Consider the following 15856-nt stretch of genomic DNA (forward strand, 5'->3'; position numbering starts at 1 on the left):
CGGCGATTTCTTCCGGTTTGCCCAGTCGATTGACCGGGATCTGCGGCAGAATTTTAGAATCGAGAATTTCCTGCGGGATCGCCGTCACCATTTTGGTGCCGATGTAGCCCGGAGAAATCGTATTGACCGTCACCCCCTGCTTGGCGACTTCCAGGGCCAGGGCCTTGGTGAAGCCGTGCATGCCGGCCTTGGCCGCCGAATAGTTGGTCTGCCCGAAAGCGCCCTTCTGGCCATTGACCGATGAGACGTTGATGACACGCCCCCACTTGCGCTCAATCATGCCGTCCATGACCTGCTTGGTCATGTTGAAAACGGAATCGAGGTTGGTATGAATGACGGCATCCCAGTCGCTTTTGGTCATCTTCTTGAAAGTCATGTCGCGGGTGATGCCGGCATTGTTGACCAGCACATCGACCGGGCCGACCTCCCGACTCACGGTTTCGACACATTCGCGAGCCGACTCGAAATTGGTCACATCGCACGGGTAGGCCTTGAAACCGTAACCCATGTTGTTCATTCCCTTGAGCCAGTCCTGAACCTTGGCATTGCCCGGCGAATAGGTCGTGACGACCTTGAAACCCAGGGCAACCAGCTTGATACAGACGGCCTCGCCGAGACCACCCATGCCTCCCGTAACCAGTGCAACTCGCGACATTGTTATAGCCTCTCGAGAAGTTTTTATACCGCGCGTTCCTTGACGTATCTGCCGGGCGCCGGTTCAATCGGCTTGTATTTGGCATTTCCCGGTTTGCGCGGTGCCCGCTGTTCTCCGGACAACGGCTTCAGCCAGCCTGCCCAGTCGGCCCACCAGCTTCCCTTCTTCTCTTCTGCCACGGTCAACCAGTTTTCTGCATCGTTTTTGAGATCTTCGTTCACCCAATAACTACGTTTGTTCTTGCTGACCGGGTTGATCACGCCAGCAATATGGCCGGATGCGCCGAGCACGAAACGTACCTTGCCACCAAGAATGCGGGTGCTCTGATAGGCCGAGTGCCACGGCACGATGTGATCTTCACGCGTCGCCAGCAAATAGACCGGCATCTCAAGCTGGCCGAGATCGACCTTGGTTCCGGACATAGCGAGCTTGCCTGGCACGCGCAGGTTGTTTTCAAGATACATGTTGCGCATGTACCAGCAGGCGAACGGACCCGGCAGGTTGGTCGAATCGGAATTCCAGTAAAGCAGGTCGAAAGCCTTCGGCTTCTCGCCCTTCAGATAGTTGCCGGTGACGTAATTCCAGACGAGGTCATTGGCACGCAGGAAGGAAAAGGTGTTGGCAAGATCACGTGCCGGTAGCAGACCGCCCTTGCCGATTGTGCTTTCACGAGCCGCAACACCCTTTTCGTCGATAAACAGACCGATTTCGCCGGTATCGGAGAAATCAAGCAGCGTCGTCAACAGCGTCAGCGAGGCGGCGGGATCTTCGCCACGGGCCTTGAGGACGGCCAGCGCCGAAGTCAAAATAGTCCCACCGACACAGAAGCCGAGGGCATTGACCTGCTTGACCTTGGTTATTTCCCGGGCAACCTGCAGCGCCGCGATCGGCCCTTGCTCAAGATAATCGTCCCAGCCGAGATGGCCCTGCCCTTCCTTGGGATTGCGCCAGGAAACCAGAAACACCGTGTTGCCCTGCTCGACCATGAAGCGGATCAGCGAGTTGTCGGGCTGCAGGTCCATGATGTAAAACTTGTTGATACACGGCGGCACAACAACGAGCGGGCGCGTCCCGACCTTGGGCGTCAGCGGCGCGTACTGGATCAACTGCATCAACTCGTTTTCGTAGACGACGGCGCCTTCGGTCGTCGCGATATTCTGGCCGACCTCGAACACCGACTCGTCGGTCATCGAGATACGCCCCTTCTCGAAATCCTTTAGCAGATTGTTGATACCGTCGGTAATGCTCTGACCCTTGGTTTCCAGGGCCAGCTTGATGAACTCGGGGTTGGTCGCGGCAAAATTGGATGGCGCCATGGCGTCGGCCATCTGGCGCGCCAGGAAGCGCATGCGCTCCTTGGATTTCGCATCCTCGGCCGGAATCACCTCGACCATTTGCTTCAAATACTGCGTGTTGAGCAGGTAGGCCTGGTGCAGGTAGTCGTAGATTGGGCTTTCTTTCCACTCGGGCGCCGAAAAACGACGGTCGCCCGGCTCGGGCGCTACCTTGAAGGCTGGCTCCTGCCCCTGCTGCTTGTTGAGGACCGACTGCCAGAGCGACATCTGCTGATCCATGAACTGCTTTTGCAGCGCCGTCAGCGCCTGCGGATCGACCGCCAGCGAAGGCAGGGGGCCAGCCGGCGCACCAGCTTTGCCAAGATAGTCCATGAATTGCTGCATCATGCTCTGCCCGTTTTGCATGAACTGCGCGGCAGAACCCGCAAATGCGTCGTTATTGTTCGATCCCTGCGCCATGGGAAGACTCGTCTCTGTTGTTGTCGGGGTTTGAGCCTTTGGATTCTGCATACCCGATTCAGCGCTGTCAATGAATTTGCATGCATAATTAGGGGCCCTGCGAGGCACCTAATATGTACATTGTTGCAATCGGCTGGCTTTACGTAACATTGCTAATTGCCGTCAACGAACCCAGCATCGTCGCCGGCATCATTTCATTCCTGTTTTACGGGCTGATGCCCTGCTCGCTGCTGCTCTGGCTGGGCGGCAGCAAGGCCCGGCGGCAGCGCCGGGCACATCGCGAATCACTCGCCAACCAGCGCCTGGACGATGGCGATCGAGGCAATCCCGAGGCCGATCAATAGCACCTGCAGGATCGATTCCTTCAGTTCGGAACGCTTGTGCAGACCGGGAATCAGGTCGGCCACCGCAACGTAGATCATGCTCGCCGCACCGAGCGCGAGGAGCAATGGAATCCACTCAGTCAGCTCGGCCAGGGCAAAATAAGCCAGCATGGCACCCACCATCGTGGCCAGGCTGGACAATAGATTGAAGGCTAGCGCCCGTAGCTTGCTGTAACCGGAATGGAGCAGGATCAGGTAGTCACCGACCTCCTGCGGAATTTCATGGGCGATGATGGCCATCGCGGTGACGATGCCCAGCTCGGTACTTTGCAAAAAGGCAGCGGCGATCAGAATGCCATCGACAAAATTATGGAAGGTGTCACCGACCAGGATGAGCAGGCCGGATCGTCCATGGTCGTGAGCCGGCGCGTGAGCGTCGTGGGCCTCACAGTGATCGTGATGACAATGGCGCCAGAGAACCAGTTTTTCGAGCACGAAAAACGCCATGATGCCGAACAGGACGGTCGCTGTCGTCCGATGCACGTCACCGTGTTCGAGCGCGTGCGGCAGGATTTCCAGAAAAGCCGCGCCGAGCAGGGCGCCGATAGCGTAGGAAATCAGCATGCTGATGCGGTGCGCACCAAGCGCGAGACTCACGGCAGCGGCCGCCAATACGCTCAAGGCGCCACCAGCCAGCGCCACGGCAATGATCCAGGAAAGAGTGCTCACGGGGGTATACAGCTTGGGAAAGGCGCAGATTATACGCCGGCCGACCGGGGAATCCGGAATCCGCTTTGCGGCCCGCTGATCAGAACGATTCGGGGGCCAGCCAGATCAGCGTCGCCATGCGGCCGGTCAGGCCGTCGCGGCGGTAGGAAAAAAAATCGGCTGCTTCGCCGAAGGTGCAACGGTCGCCACCGCTGATTGAACCAACGCCAGCCGCATTCAGCCGCTGGCGAGCCAGCAGATAAATGTCAGCCAGCCATTTTCCCGACCCATGGGCGACAAAGGCTTGAGCCGCCAGTGCATCGTGGGCGACAAATTCGGCGCGAACCTCATCACCGACTTCGAAGGCCGAAGGGCCGATCGCCGGCCCCAGCCAGGCGAGCAATTCGCTGCTCGGCCCAGCCATGTCCCGGATCGTCGCTTCGAGCACCCCGGCCGCCAGCCCGCGCCAGCCGGCATGGGCGGCAGCAACCACCGTCCCGGCCCGGTTGCAAAAAAGAACAGGCAGGCAATCGGCCGTCATCACGGCGCAAACGACGCCGGAATCCCGCGTGAAGGCGGCATCGGCCTCTTTCATTTTTGGGCTTTTTTTCGGGTTGACCGTGGCAATGCCGTGCACCTGCTTGAGCCACGCCGGTTCAGCCGGCAAATGATCGCGCAGGGCGGCCCGATTGGCGGCGACATGGGCCGGATCGTCACCGACGTGATCGCCGAGGTTGAAACTGTCCCACGGCGCCGGACTGCAACCGGCACCGCGCAACGTCTGCAAGCTGCGGACCCGGGCTGGCGCCGGCCAATCCGGAATCAGCAGATTAGCCATAGCGCAGGGAATCGAGAAGATCACGCATGTCCTCCGGCATCGGTACTTCCCACTGCATTTTCAGGCCGGTCAGCGGATGGACGAGGCCGAGGCGCGTTGCGTGCAGGGCTTGCCGCGGAAACTCGGGCAGCTTCGGGTTGTGCTTGCCATAAACCTGATCGCCGACCAGCGGGTGGTGGATGGCCGCCATGTGCACCCGAATCTGGTGCGTCCGCCCCGTTTCCAGCGAACACTCGACAAAGGTCGTGTAGGGGAAGAGTTCGAGGATACGGATATTGGTAATTGCCGGCTTGCCGCCCCGGTTTTCCGGCACGATGGCCATCTTGATGCGCTGCGACGGATGCCGGCCGATCGGCTCGTTGACCGTCCCTTCGTGCTTCATCGCGCCGGCCGCCAGGGCCAGGTAGATGCGCCGCACCGTTCGCGCCTGCAGCTGGCGAACCAGATCGGTCTGCGCTTCCAGCGTCTTGGCGACGACGAGCAGGCCGCTGGTGTCCTTGTCCAGACGATGCACGATACCGGCGCGCGGCACCACTTCGATCCCCGGCACGTGATGGAGCAGCGCGTTCATCAGCGTTCCGCTCCAGTTGCCGCTGCCCGGGTGGACGACCAACCCGGCCGGCTTGTTGATGACGAGCAGGGTTTCGTCCTCGAAGACGACATCGAGCGGAATGTCTTCAGGCAGTTCAGGTTGGTTGCGGATATCGGTCGGCTCGCTGACCAGCAGCTTTTCGCCACCCATCATCTTGCGCTTGGGTTCAGTCTCGGCCTTGCCATCGACCAGCACGCAGGCGTCGCGCACCCAAGCCTGCAGTCGGTTGCGGGAATGCTGGGGCAGCAGCTCGGCCAGTACCTGATCAAGACGGCGACCGTAACTCGCGTCAGGAACGGTCAGGTGGAGCGGTTCAGTTCGGCTATAATCGCCGGAGTTTTCAACAGGATCATCATTCATGGTGCGAAGTTTACCTGCATTCCAGTCATTCCCCGCTCTCTTCCGCGTGGCCGTGGCTGTTTTCGTTGCCGCATTTATCGCAGGTTGCGGCTTGATGCCCGACCAAATCGACGAAACCGCCGGCTGGTCAGCTGGCAAGCTCTATGGCGAAGCCAAGGATGCGCAGGTCGACGGCAACTGGGACAAAGCAACAAAAATGCTCGAGAAGCTGGAAGCCCGCTTCCCCTACGGCCGCTATGCCCAGCAGGCCCAGCTAGAGCTCGGCTACGTATATTGGAAAGCCAACGAACCCGGTTCGGCCCTGGCCGCCTGCGACCGCTTCATCAAGCTGCATCCGAGTCACCCGGCCGTCGATTATGTTTACTACCTGAAAGGTCTGGTCAACTTCAACGAAGACCTCGGCCTGACCGCCTTGATCAGCACCCAGGACCCGACCGAGCGCGACCCCAAGGCGGCACACGAAGCCTTCGATGCCTTCAAGGAACTGGCCAATCGCTTCCCGAACAGCAAGTACACGCCGGACGCCACGCTGCGCATGAACTATCTGATCAACGCGATGGCCTCGCTGGAAGTCCACGTCGCGCGCTACTATCTCAAGCGTGGTGCCTACATTGCCGCGGCCAACCGTAGCCAGTACGCGATCAAGACCTATCCGCAGGCCCCGGCCATCGAAGAAGCGATGTTCATCATGGTCACCGCTTATGACAAGATGGGCATGAACGACCTGCGCGATGACGCTGATCGCGTGATGAAGAAAAATTTCCCGAACAGCAGTTTTTACAAGGATGGACTGAAGAGCAAGACGGCTTGGTGGCAGCTCTGGTAAGCGTGTCTGCCTAGGCAGAATGCATCATGAGGCCGCCAATCAGGGCGGCCTTCTTTTTTGGTGGATTGGTGTTCAGGTAATTGGCTTGGGGTTCCGCCTTGCGGGCGGGCGTACTTTCTTTTGGCGAAGCAAAAGAAAGTACGCCGCGCCTCAAGCGCGGAAAAAAACGCGAATTCACGACCCCTGTTTGATGGCCAGAATCGCCTGATTCCTCAGCGTCCGCAGCAACTGCAATTCCTTTTCCGGAATCGAAATGCCCCCCGGCTCGTCGCGGTCGGCGTAGATGAGCGCCACCGAATTACCCTTGATATTGAGCGGGAACAGGACAAAGGAATTGCCCGGTACGGCCTTGCGGTACCACTCGGGAATGCGGGAAGCGATCTTCGGGTCATTGATGTCGCTGATCAGCAGGTCGACGCCTTTCGACGTTGCGGCATGGAAAATATCCGGCGTAAAACTTAACGGGAAGCGGAAAGCCTTCGCCACCTCGTTGGCATCCGCCCCAAAGCCGAAGCGCCCCTGCATGACGCCGGCCTTGGCATCGCGGATACAGAGCACGACGCGCTTGAAGCCCATCGCCCGGTACATCGTTTCGAGGATGATGCGCAGGATGTCGTTAAGCTGAAAACCATCGATCAGCGTGTTGCTGATGTCCTGAATACCGGCCGTCAGCACCGACTGTGCATCGACGGCCGACGCCCCCGGCCCGCCTTCAAGGCCGACGAGCGGATCGCCTTCGTGAATGACGGTGCCATCGGCAAAGTCGCTGCCATCCAGATCGGCGGCAGCGGCCTTGTCATCGGCGCCGGCTTTGGCGAACAGGCGCATCTGCTTGCCGAACGTCGTTTGCTGGAGATTGAGGTGAATGATGCGGGCAAAATCGGCGACCTCCTCGACGGCACGCTGAATGGTCTGCATCACCTCGTTCTGGCCCAACGTGACAGCATCGGCAAAACGCGCCATGGTTTTCTTCAGTTCACGATCGCGCAGTTCCGGTGAAGCCAGCGCGATGACGTCACATAATTCGTTCGAAAAACCGGCTAGCGTGCGCAGGCGATCTTCCTGATCGACCGCCTTGCTGACTTTACCGGCAGGCAAACGCCGCATTGAGGTGACGATCAAGGGCGGAAAACCCCAGACTTTGGCGATGGCTATCCCAATTTCCTCAAAGGAAATGCCGAGTACCTGTTTGGCTGCGATGTCCTCGCTGCAATCCTTTTGCCCGATGACGCGGCGAATTTCTTCGGCGTCTTCCGGAAAATAATATTGCGACAGCAATCGACCCAGGCTGTGAAACAGCGAGCAGATAAACGACTGTTCCAGGTCGCGCATACGCGCCGTCGCGCCAATATCCTTGGCCAATACACCAGCCATGTTGGCGCGCAGGAAATCCTCCTTGAGCTGGGTGGCGTTGGCCTTGTTTTGCAGATGATCGAAGAGCAGGACGGTAATGGCGATATTGCGCACGGCCTCGAAGCCGAGCACGACGACCGCCCGCGACACGGTGCTAATGCTGCCGCCACCGGCCTGGCGGAAATAGGCCGAATTGACCAGGCGCAGCAACTTGTTGGTCAGCGCGAAATCCTTGAGGATGGTGTTCGACAGCTTGTCGATACTTTCGGTCTCGCTGTTGGCGATCCGGTTGATGGCGCTGACTGACTCGGAGAGCGCCGGGAAATCGCTCTTGTGGCGCATCCGGCGGAGCAGGAACTCGAGTGTTGCCTGGCGGCCGCCGGCCCCAGCCGGAACCTCGTCTTCGGGGTCGAGATAGTTGTCCAGCGCCTCGCCGAACTGGGCAGCCGTCTGAAAACGCAGCGCCGGGTCGCGCGCCAGGGCCTTGTGCAAAATGGCACTCAATGGCTCGTCGACCGTAGCATCTGCCGGCAGCTTGATGTCCTCCCGCGCCAGGCGCTGCATAATCGCGCCAACGCTGTCGCCGGCCGCGGCCCGGCGCCCGGTGAGCATTTCAAAAAAAATCAGGCCGGCGGCAAAAACGTCCGAGCGCGGGCTGATCTCGCGGTGCAGAATGTATTCGGGTGCCATGTAGGCCGGCGTCCCGGTCATCCAGTCGGCCGGATCGCTCGACGCATCAACCCGTGCCGCGATGCCGAAATCCATGACGCGCGGCGTGCCGTTGTCGTCGAGCAGAATGTTCGACGGCTTCAGGTCGCGGTGGATGACCCCCTGTCCGTGCGCGTAGGCGACAGCATCGAGGATCGGGCGGAGGATCGAAATGGCCTTGACCGGCGGCAAGGCGCCGCTTTGCTGCAGGAACTCGCCCAGACTCTTGCCCGGCACGTATTCGAAGACGAGATAAAGATCGCCGTCCTGCTCGCCCGCTTCGAATATCGGCACGATGCCCGGATGGCGCATCCGGCTGACCGCGCGCGCCTCGTTGAGCAGCACGCCCTTGTGCTCCGGATCAGGCGTGGCGAAATGCAGGGTCTTGATGGCGATTTCGCGCTGCAATTGGGGATCGAAACCAAGATGGACCACGCTTTGGGCGCCCCGCCCCAACTCGCCACGGACCTCGAAACGGCCGATTTTTTTGCTCATTTTTCGCTATCTTCTATCCAGACGAGGTGGGGAACGGCATCGGCGCCGCCGCATACCACGGCATTCTGCCCATACTCGGCGGCCAGGGCGCAGGCATCTTCCGGCGAAATATCCGGAACGAAACAGCTTTCCTCGCTCGGCCAGCCCTCGGCATCGGCTTCATGCTGCGCCGCATAGGGTTCGTAGTTGCCTTCCAGCAATTCGCACTCCAGTTGCGACTGACGCTCGGCGTTGATTGCCGCATCGGCCTGCTCGCCGCCGGGATTGTGCGCCGTGATCAATGCAAACTCGGCGCACCCTGCCGCTTCCAGCCAGCAACGCAGGGTTTCGCAAGGCTGACCGATGCGCAGTTGGCAGGTGCCGCCCGGCAGGTACACCCGATAAGTCGTCGCCTTGTAGGCGGCTTCCAGTTCACTCGTCTTCACCATCGAAATCCGCCACGCCGATCAATTGTTCGGCCTCTGCCACCGGCAGCGCCTCGACTTCCTTCAAGCGGCGCGTCAGTTGCCGCGTCCGCGTTTCCGCCTTGCTGATACTGTTGCTCGCCTCGTCCAGCTTCTTCCGAGTATGGGCCAGCGCCTCGCCAAACTTGCTGAACTCGGTTTTCACGGCACCGAGTACAGCCCACACCTCGGCCGAACGCTGCTCGATGGCCAGGGTACGGAAACCCATCTGCAGGCTGTTGAGCATCGCCGCCAGCGTCGTCGGCCCGGTCAGGCTAACCCGCCAGTCACGCTGCAGGGTTTCGGCCAGGCCCGGGCGACGCAATGCCTCGGCATAAAGCCCTTCGAGCGGCAGATAGAGCAAGGCAAAATCGGTGGTGTGCGGCGGTGCCACGTATTTCTCGTGAATGCTTTTCGCTTCGTTCTTCAGGCGGGTTTCGATAGCCCGCGACGCCTCCTCGACCCCGGCCGGATCGCCGCGATCCTGCGCGTCGAGCAGGCGCTGGTAATCCTCGATCGGGTACTTGGCATCGATCGGCAGCCAGACGACCGCGCCGTCATCCTTGCCCGGCAGGCGAATGGCGAAATCGACACGTTCGTTGCTGCCCGGCCTGGTCGCCACATTGCTGGCGAACTGCTCGGCGGTCAGCAACTGCTCGAGCAGGGCCGAAAGTTGCACCTCGCCCCAGGTGCCGCGCGTTTTCACGTTGGTCAGCACCCGTTTGAGGTCGCCGACGCCGGCCGCCAGCATCTGCATTTCGCCGAGGCCGCGATGTACTTGTTCGAGCCGGTCGCTAACCAGTTTGAACGACTCGCCGAGACGTTGCTCAAGCGTTGCATGCAGCTTTTCATCGACCGTCCGCCGCATTTCTTCGAGCTTGTTGGCGTTGTCGGCCTGTATTGCGGTCAACCGGGATTCGACGGCTATTTTCAAACGCTCGAAACGCTCGTCGAGGCCCAGCGAAAAGCGGTTCAGCTCGCGCGCGAAAGCCTCCAGTCGCTCGGCCTGTGCGGCACCAAACTGCCCAACCTGCGCGGTCAGCGCCTGACCCAGCAAGGTGGACGACTGCGCCCTTTCCTCGCGATCACGAAAAGCCTCTTCGGCCACCTCGCGTCGGCCACGTGCCAGCTCCTCGCGCAATTCGCGCTCAAGGCGCATCAGGCCCTTTTCCTGAGCTTCCTGCAGCATCCGGAAGCGGTCGTTATCGTGCGGCCGGTTGCCGCGCAGCAAGAGCACCACCTGCAACAGAATGACGACCACGACGCCGACGATCAGCGCCAGCCCCATCGTTTGACTCATCAACGGCTCATTTCAGTGAGAAATCGACCCGGCTGGCCGTGCCTTTGTCATCGGCCTCGACCTTGGGCGGCAACAGGAAAACCCGCTCCGGCGGCACCTTGCCCTGGTCGACCAGCCAGCCCTGAACCGTTTCCGCCCGGCGCGCCGCCAGCGCCTTCACGTCGTCGTCGCTGACCGGCAGGTTGGTCAGCATCAGCTTTTCCATTTCCTCGACCGGCAAATCTTTCTGCAGACCAATCATGTTGCGCGGTTTCGGGAACTTGGCTTCCTTGTAGGCGCGGGTCAGGTAGGTTTTGCTTTCCGCTGGCGCAATCTCGATCTCTTCGAGCGACTTGCCTTCGCCCGCCTTCTTGAGATCCTTGAGCTTTTCCGCCTGCATGGCGCGTTCCAGGGCGGCCCGCTTGGCCCCCTCGCGGTCGGCTTCCGGATCGGCCCGGCCAGTGATTTCCAGCTTCAGCGCATTGCGTTCGTTGAGCGCCTTGGCCAGTACTTCGAGCTTCTTGCCGGCAGCGTCGTTGAGCGTGGCACGCCCCGCCGCGAATTCAATATTCGACAACTCGTCGCCACCGCCGAACATTGAGCCGATCAGGGCAAATGGCGAGGTCACGGCCTTGACGAACAAATTGACGATGACCTTGATAATCAGCCCGCCAATCGAGAACTGCGGATCGTCCAGCGAACCGGAAATCGGCAGGTTGAGATCGATTTCGCCCCGGTTGTTCTTGAGCAGCGCAATCGCCAGATTGACCGGCAGCTTCGTTGCATCCGGGCTCTCGATCTTTTCGCCAAAGGTAAACTGGTCGATGAACAGCCGGTTCTCGGCCGCCAGTTGGTTGTTCTCCAGCTTGTAGGCGACGTTGAGCGACAGCTTGCCCTTCTCGATCGCGTAGCCGGCGTACTTGCCGGAATAGGGAGAGAAGCCGACCAGATCAACGCCGGTGATGTCCGCCTTGATGTCGAGGTAGGACTTGGCCGCCAGCGGATTGAGTTTGCCCAGGATCTGCACCGGAGCCGAATTGGCGTAGCGACCGCGCAGCTCCATGTCGGCCACGGTATCGGCGGCCGACGACAGATTGGTCACCCGTCCGCCCAGCTTGGTCAGGTTGACCGTGTAGTTCGGCTTGACGAAAAGGTCAGAGAAATTAACCGTGCCGTTCTGCAGGGTGATTTTGCCAATCTTGATCGGAAGCGGATTGACCGGCGGTCCATCCTTGGCCGCCACCTTGGTTTCAGGCTTCGGCTCTTCCTTTTTAGCCGCCTCGCCGGCTGGCTTCTTGACGATCTCGGCGACGTTGAGCTGGCCTTCCTTGTTGAGAATCAGCCGCGAGAAATAGTCGGTCAGGGCAATTTCGCCGATGTTGATCGCCATCGGCTCGAGCCGGAAATCAATACCGCCGAAGTACAGCGACTTCCATTTGAGGAAATCGGCACTGTTTTGCTTGTCGACCGCAACAAAGTCGCCGAGCGTGAAGGAGCCCTTGTAGCCAGCCTTCAACCCAGCCGTATCGAGCTTGGCCGTGATCTCACCCTTGTTCGACACCTGGCCGCGCGTCAGCGAAATGTTCAGGAACTGACCGAAGTACGGCTCCAGCGGCAGCAGCGGGATGGCCACGGTGTCGACCTTGACGGCGACATCCAGCGGATAGATCTGCAGGCTGCCGCCGACGTTGAGGCTGCCCTTCTTGTTGATCTTGCCCTGCAGCGTAATCGAGCCCTTCTTGTTCGGCTCATTGGTCAGCTCCTGGCCGAGCAGATTGAACCCCTCGATTTCCTGCACGGCGACGTGCTGCAGTGAGCGATCCTCGAAGCGAAAACCAAGGTCTTCGATGGACAGCTTGCCCACCTTGCCGATCCACTCCTGCGTTCCGGTTGCCTCGGCCACCGCCTTGGCCTTGGTGTCCTTCTCGGCATTGGTCGCCCGGACAATCTTGAGCACCGGCGAACTGACCCACTCGATCTTGCCGGCCTTGTTGCGCAGCATGCGGGCGCGAGTTCCGTTATTGGTCACTTCGGCGATATCGACGCGGTGGGCCGGCAGATCGACCTTGACACCCTTGATGGCCATTTTCTCGACGCGGAAACGCTCGCCGAGGTCGATCTGATAGCTCACCTCGCCAATTTCAATCGGCTCGACCAGCTTGCTGTCGACCTTGCCCACGCTGACCAGCAGATTGCGCACTTCGCCGGCCACCGGCGTCAGATTCGATTCGTCCTGCCAGCGGATCAGGCCGTTGGTCAGCGCGAACTCGCCGACCGACCATTCAAACGGCTTGGCCGGTGCCGGCTTGGGCTCCGGCGTTGCTGCGGCAGGCTTGGCCGACTTGGTCAGCTTGTCGGCAACCCGCATGACATTGAGCTCACCCTGCTTGTTGACCGCCAGAGCGACATCCAGGCCATCGAGTCCGACCCGCTTGACGGCGACCTTGCTGTTAATCGGGTCGGCATTGTCGAGTTCGACGTCAAGACGCTTCCAGCCAAGCAGCGGCTGGCCTTCGCTCTCCGTCAGCACCATTCCGGAAACATGGGCAGCACCGACTACCGAGACGGAATAGACCTTGTCGGAAACCTCCTTAAACATCGCCTTCAGTTCGCTATCGAGGCTTCCCGAGGTGAGCCGGAACGGCAGCGTATCTGGCAGGTAGGGCTGCAGGCCGGCCAGATCGAAACGATCCAGATCGAGGCTCAACTCGCTTTCGCGCGTTTCCGAGAAGGGCTTGCTGTCGCCGGTCAGGGCCAGCGGCGAACCATTGATATTGGCCGAAAATGACGGCTGAACAAGGATTTCGACCTGATACGGCAGGCTGGACACGAAGGGCAGCGCCAGATTGATATCGCTGATCGTATGCACCTTGCCCTTGGGCTGGTCGTCGAAAACGATTTTGCCGTTGATCAACTGAATATTGTTGAGCGAAAAGCGCGGCGTGCCCGACTCCGGCTCGTCCTTCGGTTTCAGCCATTCGTCGAGCAGATCGGAAATGTCGTAACGCCCATCGGCCAGGCGGGACACCGCAACGCGCAGCCCTTGCAGGCGAATTTCATCAACGACGACAGCCAACTTGAAAATGGAAGCCGACGAAAGATTGACGAAAAGCTCGTCGAAACCGGCCACTTCCTTGCTGCCCTCGGCCTTGATCGAAAAACCGCTGATCTTCGCCGACAAGCCGTACGGGTTAATGTCGATATTTTCGATGCTGACTTCGCGATGCAACTGCGTCGAGAGCTGTTTCTGCAAAATGGATTTGAGCAGTGGCGGCGCAGCGAAAAAACCGAGCACCCCGAAAACCACAAAAATGGCCGCCAGCCATTTCCCAATTCGCTTGCTGCGCGGTGATTTCAGCGCCCCGGTCAGGCGTGACATTGTTGCAGGATTGCTTGCAGTCGACTCGGCCATGATAATCTGCCCTTCTTGTTTTATATCCGCCAAATTTAGCACACCGCCACATTAGAAATATCAGCAAAAACACATGAAATGGTTCACCGAAGAAATATCCAGGTTCGTCGACCAACTGAAGCGTTGGCAGACTTGGCTGGTCATAGGATTGATCAGCCTTTTTGCCGGACTGGCCTTTTTTATCGGCAGCTTTGCTTTCCGTACCGACGGCATCCTGCTCTTTCTCCACCGGACGGCCGGTGCCTGCCGTGAGCTGACCAACGGCATCATTATTTTTATGTTCTGCGGCTTGATTTTCTTCATGCTGGCCGCGCTGCTGACCCTTGGCGAATTTCAGCGCTATTTCGAATTCAAGCAATGCGCGGCCCACTATCAAGCCAGCCGGGCGCTGTACTGGGGAATCGGCTGGGCTGTTGCCGCCATCGCCATTTCAATTGCCGCCCTGGTTTTCTTCAACCAATATTGCCGCTAGACTGCGTTGACCGAGACTCGGCAACCACCATGAAAATTCTTGTCGTCGAAGACAGCCGCGCCAACCTCCACCTGCCAATCCAGCATGTCGGTAAATTCGGTGCAACGACGCTGTCCGCCGGAAGCGGCGAAGAGGCCCTGGAGAAATACGCCAGAACCCGCCCCGACCTGGTTTTTCTCGATGTCGTTCTGCCCGACATGGATGGTTTCCGGGTCGCCCAGCGCATTCGTGCCATGGAAGGCCCGGGCGAGTGGACGCCAATCATTTTCCTGGCGGCCGGGAGCGATGAAACCAGCGTCGAAAACGGTATCGCGGCCGGCGGGGACGATTATCTGCTCAAGCCGGTCAGCGAGGTCGTGCTCGGTGCAAAAATCCGCGCCATGCAGCACATTGTCCTGATGCGCTCATCGCTCATTGCGCTGACGCGCAAACTCGACGCCGCCAACCAGGAACTGGTGCGCATTTCCTCCATCGACGCGTTGACCGGTGTCGCCAACCGGCGTTTTTTCGATGAGACGATTTCAATCGAATGGCGCCGGGCTCGCCGTCACTCGAACAGCATCGCCATGATGATGTGCGATATCGACTACTTCAAGTTATACAACGACACCTACGGCAATCAGGCCGGCGACGAGTGTCTGCGCAAGATCGCCAAGGCGATTGGCCAGCACACTGAACGTCCATCCGACATCGTGGCGCGCTATGGCGGCGAAGAATTCGCGGTCGTCCTGCCCGAAACGACGATCAGCGGCGCCCTCATGGTGGCTGAAAAAATCCGGCAGGCCGTTCACCAACTCAATATTCATCACGCTTCCTCGCCTGGCGGGATAGTCACCTTGAGCATCGGCCTCGCCTCGGCCGCGCCCGGTTTCGACAACCCGCCGGACGACCTGATCCAGGCCGCCAGCAGGGCGCTGATTCACGCCAAGCACGACGGCCGGGATCGCATCTGCCGGGCCGACGAAACCTAGTGGCCAGACGACGCATCTCCATCGTCATCGCTGACGACAACGACATGATGCGCAGCATTCTGCGCGGTGAGGAATACGACGTGGTCGGCGAGGCCCGCAACGGGCAGACGGCCATTGATGTCGTCGAGCGCCTGAAGCCGGACATCGTCTGCATGGACGTCATGATGCCGGAGAAGAGCGGCATCGAAGCGCTGTGCGCAATCAAGGTAGCCAATCCGGCCACCGAAGTCGTCATGGTGACCAGCAATTCCGATGCGGAAACCGTTCAGGAATCGATCATGAACGGCGCCAGCGGCTTCATCATCAAGCCCTTCAACGCCGCCCGCGTGCTCGATACGCTGGAAAAAGTCAGCAATCGCGTCCGCCAGACAAAACCATAAGGCGACGCCCTAAAAATCGTTGCGCCAGCTGCGTATCGTTTTGAAAATTGCGGCTTTTTTCCGGTTGACCGTGGGATTCTGCTTTTCGGCCGCGGCAATCACCGCCGGCTCGGCGCAGCGCAGGAACGGGTTGGTTGCCTTCTCCTCCCCGAGCGTCAACGGCACGCTGGGCAGTCCCGCCGCGCGCAGCGCTGCAACCTTCGCCACGCGCGCCGGCAAGGCCGCATTTTCGGGCTCGACGGCCAGCGCGAAACGCAGGTTCATCTCGGTGTACTCGTGGGCGCAAT

15 protein-coding genes are annotated in these 15856 nt (G+C 59.9%); 5 read left to right on the forward strand and 10 right to left on the reverse strand.

Annotated features, from left to right (window positions below; all coding sequences use genetic code 11):
• Positions 1–655: acetoacetyl-CoA reductase (phbB, locus tag ADADOO_RS08515; RefSeq protein WP_511276702.1), on the reverse strand; the 655-nt coding region annotated here is incomplete at its 3' end.
• A gap of 23 nt (positions 656–678) precedes the next feature.
• Complete coding sequence (gene phaC, locus ADADOO_RS08520; protein WP_511276703.1) at positions 679–2409, reverse strand: class I poly(R)-hydroxyalkanoic acid synthase; 1731 nt, start codon at positions 2407–2409, stop codon at positions 679–681.
• Between the two features lie 113 nt (positions 2410–2522).
• On the opposite strand from phaC, the gene ADADOO_RS08525 reads away from it, so the two are divergent.
• Positions 2523–2753 carry a hypothetical protein gene (locus ADADOO_RS08525; protein ID WP_511276705.1) on the forward strand — a complete coding sequence of 77 codons (231 nt, stop codon included), beginning with the start codon at positions 2523–2525 and terminating at the stop codon, positions 2751–2753.
• Here ADADOO_RS08525 and ADADOO_RS08530 read toward each other — a convergent pair.
• The 3 genes from ADADOO_RS08530 to rluD all read right to left on the reverse strand — a co-directional run bounded on the left by ADADOO_RS08530 (position 2694) and on the right by rluD (position 5230).
• Positions 2694–3461: a ZIP family metal transporter gene (locus ADADOO_RS08530; protein WP_511276707.1), complete on the reverse strand. Its 768-nt coding sequence runs from the start codon at positions 3459–3461 to the stop codon at positions 2694–2696. The genes ADADOO_RS08525 and ADADOO_RS08530 overlap by 60 nt on opposite strands.
• A 79-nt stretch (positions 3462–3540) precedes the next feature.
• Positions 3541–4278, reverse strand: a complete 738-nt coding sequence (pgeF, locus tag ADADOO_RS08535) for a peptidoglycan editing factor PgeF (RefSeq protein ID WP_511276709.1) — start codon at positions 4276–4278, stop codon at positions 3541–3543.
• Positions 4271–5230 carry a 23S rRNA pseudouridine(1911/1915/1917) synthase RluD gene (gene rluD, locus ADADOO_RS08540; protein WP_511276711.1) on the reverse strand — a complete coding sequence of 320 codons (960 nt, stop codon included), beginning with the start codon at positions 5228–5230 and terminating at the stop codon, positions 4271–4273. Before rluD ends, pgeF begins: the two co-directional genes overlap by 8 nt.
• On the opposite strand from rluD, the gene ADADOO_RS08545 reads away from it, so the two are divergent.
• On the forward strand, positions 5229–6056 hold the full coding sequence (locus ADADOO_RS08545) for an outer membrane protein assembly factor BamD (protein WP_511276713.1): 828 nt from the start codon (positions 5229–5231) through the stop codon (positions 6054–6056). The genes rluD and ADADOO_RS08545 overlap by 2 nt on opposite strands.
• A 174-nt stretch (positions 6057–6230) precedes the next feature.
• Here ADADOO_RS08545 and ADADOO_RS08550 read toward each other — a convergent pair whose 3' ends face one another.
• Genes ADADOO_RS08550 through ADADOO_RS08565 form a run of 4 tightly spaced genes read right to left on the reverse strand, consistent with a single transcriptional unit; the run spans position 6231 to position 13713 of the window.
• Positions 6231–8612 (reverse strand): protein kinase domain-containing protein, encoded by a 2382-nt coding sequence (locus tag ADADOO_RS08550; RefSeq protein ID WP_511276715.1) that lies wholly within the window; start codon positions 8610–8612, stop codon positions 6231–6233.
• Positions 8609–9040: a DUF3293 domain-containing protein gene (locus tag ADADOO_RS08555; protein ID WP_511276716.1), complete on the reverse strand. Its 432-nt coding sequence runs from the start codon at positions 9038–9040 to the stop codon at positions 8609–8611. Before ADADOO_RS08555 ends, ADADOO_RS08550 begins: the two co-directional genes overlap by 4 nt.
• Positions 9024–10355, reverse strand: a complete 1332-nt coding sequence (locus ADADOO_RS08560) for a DNA recombination protein RmuC (protein ID WP_511276718.1) — start codon at positions 10353–10355, stop codon at positions 9024–9026. Before ADADOO_RS08560 ends, ADADOO_RS08555 begins: the two co-directional genes overlap by 17 nt.
• A 7-nt stretch (positions 10356–10362) precedes the next feature.
• Positions 10363–13713 (reverse strand): DUF748 domain-containing protein, encoded by a 3351-nt coding sequence (locus tag ADADOO_RS08565; RefSeq protein WP_511276719.1) that lies wholly within the window; start codon positions 13711–13713, stop codon positions 10363–10365.
• 106 nt (positions 13714–13819) lie between these two features.
• Between ADADOO_RS08565 and ADADOO_RS08570 the strand changes: the two genes are divergently transcribed.
• Genes ADADOO_RS08570 through ADADOO_RS08580 form a run of 3 tightly spaced genes read left to right on the forward strand, consistent with a single transcriptional unit; the run spans position 13820 to position 15569 of the window.
• Positions 13820–14218, forward strand: a complete 399-nt coding sequence (locus ADADOO_RS08570) for a hypothetical protein (RefSeq protein ID WP_511276720.1) — start codon at positions 13820–13822, stop codon at positions 14216–14218.
• Between the two features lie 29 nt (positions 14219–14247).
• Complete coding sequence (locus tag ADADOO_RS08575) at positions 14248–15189, forward strand: diguanylate cyclase domain-containing protein (protein WP_511276722.1); 942 nt, start codon at positions 14248–14250, stop codon at positions 15187–15189.
• Positions 15189–15569 carry a response regulator gene (locus ADADOO_RS08580; RefSeq protein WP_511276724.1) on the forward strand — a complete coding sequence of 127 codons (381 nt, stop codon included), beginning with the start codon at positions 15189–15191 and terminating at the stop codon, positions 15567–15569. Before ADADOO_RS08575 ends, ADADOO_RS08580 begins: the two co-directional genes overlap by 1 nt.
• A gap of 9 nt (positions 15570–15578) precedes the next feature.
• Here ADADOO_RS08580 and ADADOO_RS08585 read toward each other — a convergent pair.
• Positions 15579–15856, reverse strand: a 278-nt coding sequence (locus tag ADADOO_RS08585) for a hydroxyacylglutathione hydrolase C-terminal domain-containing protein (RefSeq protein WP_511276726.1), incomplete at its 5' end; no start/stop codon positions are given.

Origin of the sequence: Azonexus sp. (assembly GCF_036170495.1) — a bacterium.
Classification (GTDB): domain Bacteria; phylum Pseudomonadota; class Gammaproteobacteria; order Burkholderiales; family Rhodocyclaceae; genus Azonexus.

Coding starts and splice junctions, on each gene's coding strand:
- ADADOO_RS08570 (WP_511276720.1), top strand. CDS start 13,820: ATGAAATGGTTCACCGAAGAAATATCCAGGTTCGTCGACCAACTGAAG.
- pgeF (WP_511276709.1), bottom strand. CDS start 4,278: ATGGCTAATCTGCTGATTCCGGATTGGCCGGCGCCAGCCCGGGTCCGC.
- ADADOO_RS08560 (WP_511276718.1), bottom strand. CDS start 10,355: ATGAGTCAAACGATGGGGCTGGCGCTGATCGTCGGCGTCGTGGTCGTC.
- ADADOO_RS08555 (WP_511276716.1), bottom strand. CDS start 9,040: ATGGTGAAGACGAGTGAACTGGAAGCCGCCTACAAGGCGACGACTTAT.
- ADADOO_RS08545 (WP_511276713.1), top strand. CDS start 5,229: ATGGTGCGAAGTTTACCTGCATTCCAGTCATTCCCCGCTCTCTTCCGC.
- rluD (WP_511276711.1), bottom strand. CDS start 5,230: ATGAATGATGATCCTGTTGAAAACTCCGGCGATTATAGCCGAACTGAA.
- ADADOO_RS08565 (WP_511276719.1), bottom strand. CDS start 13,713: ATGTCACGCCTGACCGGGGCGCTGAAATCACCGCGCAGCAAGCGAATT.
- phaC (WP_511276703.1), bottom strand. CDS start 2,409: ATGGCGCAGGGATCGAACAATAACGACGCATTTGCGGGTTCTGCCGCG.
- ADADOO_RS08525 (WP_511276705.1), top strand. CDS start 2,523: ATGTACATTGTTGCAATCGGCTGGCTTTACGTAACATTGCTAATTGCC.
- ADADOO_RS08550 (WP_511276715.1), bottom strand. CDS start 8,612: ATGAGCAAAAAAATCGGCCGTTTCGAGGTCCGTGGCGAGTTGGGGCGG.
- ADADOO_RS08575 (WP_511276722.1), top strand. CDS start 14,248: ATGAAAATTCTTGTCGTCGAAGACAGCCGCGCCAACCTCCACCTGCCA.